Annotated in this window: 9 protein-coding genes and 2 pseudogenes; 5 read left to right on the top strand and 6 right to left on the bottom strand. The window is 75.1% G+C overall.

From position 1 onward, the window contains the following. Nucleotides 1–157: 157 nt before the first annotated feature. Complete coding sequence (locus HLB15_RS19590; protein ID WP_171107799.1) at nt 158–838, bottom strand: alpha/beta fold hydrolase; 681 nt, start codon at nt 836–838, stop codon at nt 158–160. Nucleotides 839–1,012: 174 nt separating this feature from the next. On the opposite strand from HLB15_RS19590, the gene HLB15_RS19595 reads away from it, so the two are divergent. After that, on the top strand, nt 1,013–1,588 hold the full coding sequence (locus HLB15_RS19595) for a dihydrofolate reductase family protein (RefSeq protein ID WP_171107801.1): 576 nt from the start codon (nt 1,013–1,015) through the stop codon (nt 1,586–1,588). Nucleotides 1,589–1,663: 75 nt separating this feature from the next. Here HLB15_RS19595 and HLB15_RS19600 read toward each other — a convergent pair whose 3' ends face one another. Further along, nucleotides 1,664–2,113 carry an SRPBCC family protein gene (locus tag HLB15_RS19600; protein ID WP_171107804.1) on the bottom strand — a complete coding sequence of 150 codons (450 nt, stop codon included), beginning with the start codon at nt 2,111–2,113 and terminating at the stop codon, nt 1,664–1,666. Nucleotides 2,114–2,191: 78 nt separating this feature from the next. On the opposite strand from HLB15_RS19600, the gene HLB15_RS19605 reads away from it, so the two are divergent. Genes HLB15_RS19605 through HLB15_RS25005 form a run of 3 tightly spaced genes read left to right on the top strand, consistent with a single transcriptional unit; the run spans nt 2,192 to nt 4,518 of the window. Next, the gene (locus HLB15_RS19605) at nt 2,192–3,157 is read left to right on the top strand and encodes a helix-turn-helix transcriptional regulator (RefSeq protein ID WP_171107806.1); all 966 of its coding nucleotides are present in this window, start codon (nt 2,192–2,194) and stop codon (nt 3,155–3,157) included. A 29-nt stretch (nt 3,158–3,186) separates the two neighbouring features. Beyond that, nucleotides 3,187–4,158 carry a diacylglycerol/lipid kinase family protein gene (locus tag HLB15_RS19610; RefSeq protein WP_171107808.1) on the top strand — a complete coding sequence of 324 codons (972 nt, stop codon included), beginning with the start codon at nt 3,187–3,189 and terminating at the stop codon, nt 4,156–4,158. Between the two features lie 48 nt (nt 4,159–4,206). After that, nucleotides 4,207–4,518: a DUF5808 domain-containing protein gene (locus HLB15_RS25005; RefSeq protein ID WP_373291121.1), complete on the top strand. Its 312-nt coding sequence runs from the start codon at nt 4,207–4,209 to the stop codon at nt 4,516–4,518. A 57-nt stretch (nt 4,519–4,575) separates the two neighbouring features. Here the strand turns inward: HLB15_RS25005 and HLB15_RS19615 are convergent. The 3 genes and pseudogenes from HLB15_RS19615 to HLB15_RS19625 form a co-directional block, all read right to left on the bottom strand. Then, nucleotides 4,576–6,819, bottom strand: a pseudogene (locus HLB15_RS19615) (glycoside hydrolase family 9 protein); the annotation flags it as partial. Nucleotides 6,820–6,868: 49 nt separating this feature from the next. Beyond that, nucleotides 6,869–7,888, bottom strand: a complete 1,020-nt coding sequence (locus HLB15_RS19620) for a hydroxyacid dehydrogenase (protein ID WP_171107814.1) — start codon at nt 7,886–7,888, stop codon at nt 6,869–6,871. Nucleotides 7,889–7,963: 75 nt separating this feature from the next. Next, a complete protein-coding gene (locus tag HLB15_RS19625; protein WP_171107810.1) occupies nt 7,964–9,058 on the bottom strand; it encodes a LacI family DNA-binding transcriptional regulator in 1,095 nt (364 codons plus the stop codon). Between the two features lie 135 nt (nt 9,059–9,193). Here HLB15_RS19625 and HLB15_RS19630 point away from each other — a divergent pair, with 135 nt between their 5' ends. Continuing rightward, nucleotides 9,194–11,152, top strand: a complete 1,959-nt coding sequence (locus HLB15_RS19630; protein ID WP_171107812.1) for a DUF2264 domain-containing protein — start codon at nt 9,194–9,196, stop codon at nt 11,150–11,152. Here HLB15_RS19630 and HLB15_RS24365 read toward each other — a convergent pair. Then, nucleotides 11,149–11,279 (bottom strand): annotated as a pseudogene (locus HLB15_RS24365) (carbohydrate ABC transporter permease); the annotation flags it as partial. The gene HLB15_RS19630 and the pseudogene HLB15_RS24365 overlap by 4 nt on opposite strands.

Below are 11,279 nucleotides of genomic sequence, written 5' to 3' on the forward strand. Positions count from 1 at the left end.
GACGGCGGCGACCCGGCGCTGCTCGCGCTGCGCGCCCTGGCCAACCAGCCGCTCCGCGCCCTGGCCCGCGTCACGGACGACCCGGTCGCGGCCTGGCGCTCGGGCGACGAGGACACGATCCGCGCCCTCGCCGACCTCGAGCTCCGCTCCCTCGGCCTCAGGCGCTGAGCGCGGCGAGGAGGCGGGCCAGGGCAGCGGGGGCCGAGAACATCGGCCAGTGGCCCGAGTCCAGGTCCACCAGGTCCAGGTGCTTCGCGCGGGCCAGCTCCGGGACGTCGCCCGCGTCGATCCACGCGCGGGCCTGGGCCGGTGTGAACTCGGGGCACACCACCGTGACCGGCACGTCGAACCGGCGCTCGTCGGTCAGCCGCACCACGCCGCGCGCCACGCCCTCGGGCACCGGCACGGCGGCGGCCGCGACGGCCTCGCGCGTCGCGGCGTCGAGGTCCGCGATGTCCGGACCGTCGAACGGCTCCCAGCCCGGGAACGGCATGACGCCGTCGGTGATCTCGAACAGGTCCGCGTACGGCCTGCCGTCGTCCCACGGGAAGCCGCCGACCAGGACGACACCCGCCACCGCCTCGGGGCGCGCGTCCGCGGCGAGCCAGGCCAGTGTCGAGGCCGCCGAGTGGCCGACGACGAGCGGACGGCCCGCCGCCGCGTCGACGGCCGCCACCACCGCCGCGGCCTGGTCCGCCAGCGTGGCCGACGTGTCGCCGTCGCCCTGGCCGGGCAGCGCCACCGGGACGGGCCGGTGACCGAGCGCCTCGAGCTCCGGCACGACGAGGTCCCAGGCCGAGGCGTCGAGCCAGAGGCCGCCGATGAGCAGGATGTCCATGATTCTCTCCGAGTCGTCTACGGATGGAGCGATGCTGTCCACGGCCACCGTATGACCGGTTCCGGACGATCTACTTCCGGATCTGCGCGACGATGAGTTTCCTGCCACGCTTCCGTCCATCCCGTGAGTGATCCACCCTTCCGAGACACGAGCACGTCCCAGCCAAGGAGAACCATGCGCACCATCGTCGCCACGCACTTCGTCTCGCTCGACGGCAAGGTCGACCCGACGGGCGGCGACCCCGAGCTGCACGAGACCGCCTGGACCTTCCGCACCGTCGAGGCCGTGCCCGAGATGTACGAGCTCAAGGGCGCCGAGCAGGAGGAGGCCGCCGGCCTGCTGCTGGGCCGGGCGAGCTACCAGATGTTCGCGCCCGTCTGGCCGGACATGACCGAGGAGTTCCCCCGCTACAACGCGCTGCCCAAGTACGTGGTCTCGACCACGCTCGGCGAGGACGACCTCGTCGACAACTGGGGCGAGACCACCCTCCTGCGCTCGCTCGACGACGTCGCGCGGCTCAAGGAGTCGGGCGAGGGGGAGCTGCAGGTGCACGGCAGCGTCTCGCTCACCCGCGCGCTCGCCGACGCCGGCCTGGTCGACGCCTACCACCTGCTCGTCTTCCCGGTGCTGCTGGGCCAGGGCAAGCCGCTGTTCAGCGACGCGGACAAGCCCGCCCAGCGGCTGCGCCTGACGGACCACGCCGTCTACCGCAACGGCGTGCAGAAGCAGATCTTCGAGGTGGTGCGCTGACCCGGTCAGCGCACGGGCGGGCGGTGCCCCGTCGGCACCGCCCGCCCTCGCGCTGTGCAGCGTGAGCCCTGGACGTCAGCTCACGTCGCCGCGCCACGCCCCGGTCTCGCCGCCGCGCGACTCGATGAACTCCTTGAACCGGTCCAGGTCACCCTGCACCCGCCGGTCGTCGAAGTTCAGCGCACTGCCCACCTTCTCGGTGGCACCCTCGGGCTCCCAGTCCATCTGCACGGTGACGCGCGTCCGGTCGTCCTGCAGGCGGTGGAACGTCACGACGCCGGCCTGCTGCGGGCCGGTGCGGCTCGTCCACGCGACGCGCTCGTCCGGGTGCTGCTCGGTGATCTCGGCGTCGAACTCGCGCTCGACCCCGCCCACCTTCGTCTTCCAGTGGGTATGGGTCGGGTCGAGCTGACGCACCTCCTCGACGCCCTCCATGAACCGCGGGAACTCCTCGAACTGCGTCCACTGGTTGTACGCGGTGCGCACAGGCACGGCCACGTCGATCGACTTCGTGATGGTCGCCACGAGTCTCTCCTCTCGTCGGGGCGTCTCCACCGTGACAAGAGCAGCGCTCACTCGCACGCGCGGCCGTAGCCTGCTGGCATGGAGACCAGCCCGACCGCCCGCGCGCTGCGCACGCTGGAGGTGCTGCAGGCCCGCCCGGGCACGACGGCGGCCGAGCTCGCCACGCGCCTGGGCGTCACCGAGCGCGCCGCGCGACGGTACGTCGAGATCTTGCGCGAGGCCGGCGTCCCCGTCACGTCGGTGCGCGGTCCGTACGGCGGGTACCGCCTCGGGCGCGGCACGCGCCTGCCGCCCGTGACGTTCACGCAGGCCGAGGCGCTCGGGCTGGTCATGGCCGTGCTGGACGGCCACCCCGAGCCCGACGACCTCGTCGACACCGCGCTCGGCAAGGTGGTCCGGGCGCTGCCGGAGGACGTCGGGCGGCAGGCCGCCACGCTGCGCGAGCACGCGACGCCCGCCCCGGACCGGTTCGCGGCCCGCCCGGGCACGGCCGTCACGAGCGACCTCGTCGAGGCGGTCGCGGCCCGGCGGCGGGTCGTGCTCACCTACCGCGGCGAGTCCGGCAGCGAGTGGTCCGCCGAGGTGGACCCGTGGGCGGTCGTGGTCCGGTACGGCCGCTGGTACCTCCTGTGCCACTCGCACCGGTCCGACGCCGTGCGCACCTACCGCGTCGACCGCGTGCTCGGCGTCGAGCGCACCGACCGGCCGTCCGCCCCGCCCGACGGGCTCGACCCCGTCGCGACGCTCGAGGAGCACCTCGGCACCGGGTGGCGGTACACGACGCGGGTCGTGTTCGACGCGCCCCTGGCCGACGTCGCCCCCTGGGTCGGCGCGCTCATGGGCCGGCTGGAGCCGGCGGGGGAGGGCTGCGTGCTCGTGGGCAGCACGCGCAACCCGCCGATGTACGCGGCGGAGTGGCTCGCGCGCGTGCCGTACGCGTACCGGGTCGAGGGCGGGCCGGAGCTCCGGGACGCGGTGCGGGACCTGGCGGCCCGGCTGACGGCGGCGGTCGCGGACCCGGAGGGCGGGCCGCCCGCCCGGTGAGCTCGCGCGTGCTGTGCGAGCATGCGGACATGACCCGGCTGGCCATCATCTGGAACCCGTCCAAGACGAGCAGACAGGACCTGGAGACGGCGCTGGACGCCGTCCTCGAGGCCGCCCCCGGCGACACCGCGGCCGACGCCCGGGTGCGCTGGTACGAGACGAGCGTCGAGGACGCGGGACAGGGCGTGGCCGCGCGGGCGGTCGAGGACGGCGCCGAGGTGCTCGTGGCCGCCGGTGGCGACGGCACGGTGCGCGCCGTGGCCGAGTACCTGGGGGAGTCGGGCGCGGACGCCGACCTCGCGATCGTGCCGCTCGGCACCGGCAACCTGCTGGCGCGCAACCTCGGCGTGCCGGTGGGCGACGTGCCCGCCGCCTTCGCGCGGGCGCTGGCCCCCGAGGCGCGCCCGGTGGACCTGGGCTGGTTCGAGGCCGACCTGGGCGAGGGTCCGCGCCGGCTCGCCTTCGCCGTCATGGCGGGGTTCGGGCTCGACGCGCACATGATCACCGAGACCGACGACGACCTCAAGGACCGCGTGGGCTGGCTCGCCTACGTCGAGTCGCTGGGCCGCGCGCTCACCGCCAGCGAGACGCTCGACGTCACCGTCACCCCCGACGGCGGTGCGGACGAGCACGCGACCGTGCACACCCTGCTGGTCGGCAACTGCGGCATGCTCCAGGGCGGCATCACGCTGCTGCCCGACGCCGACCCCCGCGACGGCGAGCTCGACGTGCTGCTGCTGTCGGCGAAGGGCGCGGCCGGCTGGGCCGACACGGTGCGCAACATGGTGTGGGACAACGGCCTCAAGCGGCTCGCGGCGGGCGCGGGCGGCGGCGACAGCGTGGTCGAGGCCGTCAGCAGCGACAGCGCGGCCCACGGCCGGGTGCGCGCCCTGCGCGTCGAGCTCGCCGAGCCACGCGTCGTGGAGGTCGACGGCGAGGACCTCGGCACGGCGACCGCGTTCGCCGTGGAGGTCCAGGCGGCGGCGGTGCGGGTGCGGTAGGACGTGCAGGGGGCACAGACCAGCACACACGAGAGACAGGAGTCCGGGATGGGGAAGAAGAGCGAGGAGCGGCCCGCCAAGCGGGGCGGGCTCAAGGGGCTGATCACGGCCGCGGCGGTCGCGCTGACCGTCGCGGCCGTGATCAAGGAGCTGCGCACCCCGGCGTCGGAGCGCACGTGGCACGGCAAGGTCGCGTCAGTGGTTCCCTACGAGTTCCGACCGCCGACCCTGGAGCGGGCCCGCGAGCGGCTGTGGGACCCCCACGCCGACCACGTGCTCGGCCCGCGGGTGTTCGGCGTGGGCTGGACCGTGAACGCCGGGAAGGTGGTGGCGATGGCACGGTCGCGTCTCGGGGTCTGAGCCCCGCGTGACCGCCCCGTCGCCCAGGTCGGCGACGAACGACGCGACCCACGCGAGCGACGAGTTCCAGTTGATGGTGATCTCGTTGACCGCCCACGCGCGGATGTCGTCGACGTAGCACCACTGCGGCAGGCACCCCTCGAGCCACGCGCCCGACACCGGGTCCTGGAGGCTCGAGTTCGGCCCGCCGGCCACCGTCCCGCGGGGCGGGGCCGGCAGGGCCGGGTCGAGGCTGTGCGCGTACCAGCGGCTGTGCTGGTTCTGCGCGTACACGGTGCCGTACCCGGTCACGTACGACGTGCCGAGCACGTTGCGCCCGAGGAGGTAGTCGAGCCCCTCGACGACGGACCGGGCGTAGACCGGGTCGCCCGTGAGGTCGAACGCCGTGGCGATGACGACCTGGTTGTTCAGCATCGAGCTGTTCGAGCCCCACGGGTACAGCCCGTCGGCCGGGGTGTAGGTCTGCCCGAACGCCTCGGCGCGCTGCTGCGCGACCAGGTGGTCGGCGGCCTCGACGACCGACCGGCGCACCAGGGGCCGGCCCGGCAGCCGGGAGGGCACCGTGGCCAGGTCGAGGCGGCCCAGCGCGGCCACCGAGCCCCAGTAGAAGCCGTCGGTGAACACGTCCGCGCGGTGCAGCGGGCTGCGCAGCACGTCGGTGCGGAACCGCTTCTCACCGGTCGTCAGGTACAGCTCCGCGGCGGCCCAGTAGAGCTCGTCGCTCACCTCGTCGTCGGCGTAGGGGCCGCCGCCGGACTCGCCGTCCTCCCGGGGCGCGAAGAGGTCGGGGTGCGCCTGCGCGGCGTCGTAGGCGGTGCGGGCCGCGGTCAGCAGCTCGTCCGCGAACGCGGGGTCGAGGTCCTCCCACAGCCGGGCGCCGGTCGCGGCGACGGCGGCCAGGTTGAGCGTCGCGGCGGTCGACGGGCGGTGCAGGGCGCGCGGCTGGGGGTCCGCCGACGGCAGCAGCGGCAGGCCGGTCCAGGCGACGTCGTGCACCTTGTGGTGGGCCATGCCCGCGAGCGGCTCCCCGGCGGGCACCTGCATGGCCAGCATGAACTCGAGGTTCCAGCGCGCCTCGTCGAGGACGTCGGGCACGCCGTTGCCGCGCTCGGGCACGTGCAGCGTCGAGTCGCCCAGCGCGCCGTCGTCGACGACCCGGGCGTGCAGCGTGCGCTCGTAGGCCGACAGGAGCTGGTGGGTGGCGATGCCGCCGTTGACGACGTACTTGCCGTGGTCGCCCGCGTCGTACCAGCCGCCCGTGACGTCGAGCGTGTAGTCGCAGGTCCAGTCATCCATCCAGGGCTTGGGCTCCTGGCAGGGCACGGCCTGGTCGCCCTGGTTGGGCGCGACGCCGACGTGGCCGGCCGGGCGCGCGTACTCCTGGCCTGCGACGTCGCCGTCGATCGCGACACCCGAGCGGTTCGTGTAGAAGAACCGCATCGCGTCGGTGCGCAGGTCCTGGTAGACGTCCGCGGCGACGTCGAACGGGTGGCTCGTGACGCCGCCCGTCGTCAGACGTGCGCCGCGCGCGGTGCCCCGGTACCGCGAGAAGTCGACGGTGTGGACGTTCTCCCCGGACGTGGGGTCGGTGCCGCGCGGGGTCGTCCTGCCCGTGGCGAGCACGGCGCCGTCCGCGGCCTCGAGCCGCCACGGCTGGGGCTTCGTCGCCGCGGTGACCACCGTGGCGTGCTTGGGGCCGCGGGGGAGGTAGCCGGCCTGGTTGACCTTGACCGCGGGGCCGGTGTCGGGCACGTACCGGTACGGCGGGCCGACGAGGCTGACGTCGTCGAGGCAGACCGTCGCGGCGCCCTGGCCGCCGAGGTGGAGCTGGAGGGTGTTGTTCACGGGCAGCTCGCCCTCGGGCGCGGTGAACGTGAACGAGACGGTCCGCGGCGTCGTGCCGACCGGCGTACCCGTCGACAGGTACGCCGCTCCGCCGTCGGTGGGCTGGACCCGGGGCCGCAGCTCGAAGGCGCGGTCCGCGCGAGCCGTGAGCGTGAGCGTGTACCGCCCGCCCGGGCGCAGCGCCAGGTCGTTCTGCCCGACGATCGCGTTCCAGGGGTCGGCCACGTCCGGCACGTCGACGCACAGCTCGCCGGTCGAGACGTCGGGTGTCATGCCCGCGTTGCTCCACCAGGGCTTGTGGGTCTCGTCGAAGGTGCCGTTGAGGACGAGCTCCTCGTCCTCCTGGGCGGTCTGGGGCAGGGCGGTCTGTGCGGGCACCGCCGCGACGGGCAGGGCGCCCGCCGCGAGGAGCAGCACGAGCAGCGGCGCACCGGTGCGCCACGGGTTGCGGACCACGTCGTCCTCTTTCCTGCCGCCGGGTCGACGGCTGTCTTGTGCGGTTCTGCTACGCCGTGACGGCGAGCGTCTCGGCGAGCACGGGCCTGCGGAAGGTGCCCGTGCGGACCCAGCTCTCGACCTCGTCGACCGCGGCGTCGCCGAGGCGGCGCAGCTCGCCGCCGGTCGAGCCGGCGACGTGCGGGGTGAGGACGACGTCCGGGTGGTCGTACAGGGGCGAGCCGGCCGGGAGCACCTCCGGCTCGGTGACGTCGAGCACGGCGCGCAGGCGGCCGGCCACGACGGCGTCGGTGAGCGCGGCGGTGTCGACGAGCGCGCCGCGGGCGGTGTTGACCAGCACGGCGCCGGGCCGCATGAGCGCGAGCCTGCGGGCGTCGGCCAGGTGGTGCGTCTCGGGCAGGTCGGGCGCGTGCAGCGTCACGACGTCGCTCGCGGCGAAGAGCTCGTCCAGCCCGACCCGGCGGGCGCCGAGCGCGCGGGCGCCGGCGTCGTCGACGTACGGGTCGTGCAGCAGCAGGTCGAGGTCGAACGCGGCCAGGTGCGCGAGCACCCGGCGCCCGATGCGGGAGGCGCCCACGACACCGACCGTGCGCCGGTAGTTGCCGGCGGCCGGGAAGCGCTCGTTCCAGTCCGCCGCGGTGCGCTCGGCGCGGTAGGCGGCGCGCATCGCGTCGACCTGCTTGTTGGCGAGCAGGATCTGCGCGACGGTGTACTCCGCGACGGGCACGGCGTTCGCGTCCGCGGCGGAGCTGACGGCGATGCCGGATGCCCAGAACTCGTCGGGCAGATGGTTCTTCACCGTGCCCGCGGCGTGCACCACGGCCTGGAGCCGGTCGGTGACGCCGCGCCCGGGCACGATGGGCGGGCAGCCCCACCCCGTGACGAGCACGTCGGTGGTGCGCAGCAGGTCGCGCGCCGCCGGGTCCGCGAGGTCGGCGACGACCTCGGTGCGGACCTCGCCGAGCGTCGCGAGCCGCCGCTCGGCGGCGTCGTCGAACAGCATCGGCCGCAGGCCGGGCCGCATGGCGAACGAGATCGTCCGCGGTGTGGGTCGGGACACGGCTGCCATCCTCGTCGTCGGGGTCGTCCCGAGCATCATGCGCACCGTCCGGCGCGCACGGCGGTCGTGCCCCCCCGCAAGCGATCACAAGCGATCGTCCGAGCGCTCGTCCGACCGTCTCCGGGGCGGCGCGGTCGAGCGGCGGGCGACGAGCCGTGGCACCAGTCGGACGCGCTGCGTGGCGGCCCGGCGGCCCGCGACCATGCGGTGCGCGGCGACCGAGACGGCGAGCCGGCCGACGTCCTGCTTCGGCGGCGCGACGGCGGTCAGCGGCACGGAGCCGAGCGACGCGAGCACGTCGTCGTAGGCCACGATCGACAGGTCCTCGGGCACGCGCGTGCCGCGCTCCAGCGCGAGGCCGAGCAGCGCGACGGCGTCGTCGTCGGAGTGCACCACGACGGCGGTGGTGCCGGTGGCGAGGCAGTCGTCGAGGATCGACTCCAGGGCGGCGTTGCGCCCCGACAGGTCGTGCTCCTCGACGAGGAACCGCACGGGCGGGAAGGGGGCCCGGAGCTTCCTGTGCGCGGCGATCGTGCGCTCGAACCCGGCCACGAGGTGCACCGACGTCGGCGTGCTCGAGCGCACGGCCAGCGCCACCCGCTCGTGTCCCTCGCGGGCGAGGTGGTCGAGCGCCACCTGGACGCCGGCCTCGTGCTCGGAGCGCACGTAGTCGACGGGCAGCACGTCGCACTGGCGCTCGACGAGCACCACGGGCTTGTCGAAGGACGAGAACCACGCGGGCAGACGCTCGTCCGCCGGCCGCGCCGTGGCGATGAGCAGGCCGTCCACGCGGGCCCGGCGCAGGCGCTCGACGATGCGGCTCTCCTCGGACTCGTCGTAGTACGACGTCGCGAGCACGAGCCGGACGCCCGCCTCGCGCGCGGCCTGCCGTGCCCCGGCGAGGATCTCCTGGAAGTACCCGTGCCCCGACGGCACGACGACGCCGAGCACGCCGCGCCGGTCGCCGTCGTCCTCGGCCGTGGGGACGAGCACGCCGCCGCCGTGCACGCGCTGCAGCTTGCCCTCCCGCGCGAGGGCCGCGACGTCGCGGCGCGCGGTGACCAGCGAGACGTTGAACCGCTCGGCGATCTCGACCACGCGCACGGACCCGTGCAGCCGCAGCTCGGTGAGGATGGCGGAGCGGCGGCGGACGACCAGCTCCCGTTCGCTCGCGGTCATGTGGCCTCCTCGCGCTCCACCGGACGTCGGCCACTGTGCCGTCTGCCGGGCGGCCGTGCGGGCCGCGGCGAGCGAACCGATCATAAGCGATCACCTTCGGTGGACGCCGGGGGGAGCCGCCGTGAGGATCAGGTCATGACGACGCCCTGGCCCGCCGCGTGGGGGCCCGCCCCCGCACCCGACGACCGCACGAGCCCGCTGACCGGGTACACCCGCGAGCACTGGGTGGCCGCGGCCGACGGCCTGCTGCACGCGGCGGCCCGGTACGCCTCGCCGGGCGGCGCACGGATCCCGCTGCCCGGACCGCCGTCCTGGAACGGCCCGGACTGCGACGGTCTCGAGGGCTACGCCCGCACGTTCCTGCTGCTGGGCTGGCGGCTGTCCGGCACGGGCGAGGCCGACGAGGAGCTCGTGGAGCGGTACACGGCGGGCCTCGTGGCGGGTACCGACCCGGGGCATCCCGAGGCGTGGCCGCGCATCACGCTCGAGGACAAGCAGACCGTCGTGGAGGCCGCGTCGGTCGCGCTCGCGCTGCACGAGACGCGCGCCTGGATCTGGGACCGGCTGACCGGCGCGCAGCGCGACCGGGTGACCGACTGGCTGCTCGGAGTGTTCACCGTGCCGGTGCCGGACAACAACTGGCACTGGTTCCGCGTGGTCGTGGCGACGTTCGTCGCGTCGACCGGGCAGTCCCTGACCGCGGCGCAGCACGAGGTGGTCGAGGGCGACCTGGCGCGGCTCGAGGAGTTCGTCGTCGTCGGCGGCTGGTACCGCGACGGCGCGGGCGGCGGCGACCGGTTCGACCACTACGCGGGCTGGGCCATGCAGTTCTACCCCGTGCTGTGGCACCGGATGTGCGCGGCGCTCGACCCCGGGTCGCGCCTTGCGCGCGCCGCGGCCGTGCTGCGCCCGGCGCACCGCGAGCGGATGGCGCAGTTCCTCGCCGGCTACGTGGATCTCGTCGGGGCCGACGGCGCCCCGCTGTTCCTCGGCCGCTCGCTGACCTACCGCTGGGCCGCGGCGGCGGCGCCGGTCGCGGCCGTGCTCGACGGCACCTCGCCCTGCCCGCCGGGCCAGGTGCGGCACCTCGCGAGCGCGATGCTGCGGTACTTCCTGGACCGCGGCGCGATCGGCCCCGACGGCGTGCCGTCCCTCGGCTGGTTCGGCCCGTACCGGCCGATGGTCCAGGGGTACTCCGCACCGGCGTCGCCGTTCTGGCTGTCCAAGGCGTTCGTGTGCCTGCTGGTCGATCCCGCGGACCCGTTCTGGACGGCCGCGGAGGAGCCGCTGCCCGCCGCGCAGCCCGCGCCGGCGCGCACGCTCGCGGCCCCGGGGCTGGTGGTCTCGGCGGCCGACGGCGTCGTGCGGGTGGCCAACCACGGCACCGACCACCACCGCCCGGGGGCGCCGGGCGACCCGTTGTACACGCGGCTGGCCTACTCGACCGCGACGGCGCCCGTGCTCGGCGCCGGAGCGCACGTCGTGCCGGACAACCACGTCGGCCTCGTCCGGAGCGGTCCCGCGGCGGGGGCGCAGGTCTCGCGGCGCACGCGCATCCACCGCCTGCCCGCGCCCGACGGCGCCGCGGCGTCCTGGCACACCCCGGTGTGGGGCGACGATGCCGGGGCGGTCACGCCGGAACCCGGCGCCCGCGTCGTGACCGTCAGCGTGCTCGACGGTCCGTGGGAGCTGCGCGTGCACCGTGTCGACGCGGGCGCGGCCCTGGCCGTGCGGGACAGCGGCTGGGCCGTGGCGGGGGACGAGCCGCCGGTGGTCGAGCACGTCGCCGGCGGCGTGCGGGTGACCGGCCGGGACGGCCTGACCGGCGTGCTCGTCCCCCTGCTGGGGCACGACGGCGAGCCCGAGGTCGCCGATGCGGGTGAGGGCGCCTTCGGCCCGCACGTGCGCGTGCCGTCGGTGACGACGGCGCGGGACGCCGGGACGACCGTGCACGCGGTGCTGGTCGGGCTCGGGCGGACGGGCCTCGAGCTCGACCGGGCACCGCGCGTCGTGGTGGAGGGCACCGACCGCGTGCGGGTGACGCTGTCGTCGGGCGTGTCGCGGACGGTGGCCCTGCCCGGTCCGGCGAGCTAGCCCTTCACGGCTCCTTGCATGATGCCGGCGACGAGTTGTTTGCCGACGAAGACGAACATGATGAGCAGGGGCAGGGTGACCAGGAAGACGCCGCCCATGACCAGGGAGTAGTCGACGAAGTAGTTGG

Source organism: Promicromonospora citrea (genome assembly GCF_013004695.1).
Lineage (GTDB): Bacteria > Actinomycetota > Actinomycetes > Actinomycetales > Cellulomonadaceae > Promicromonospora > Promicromonospora citrea.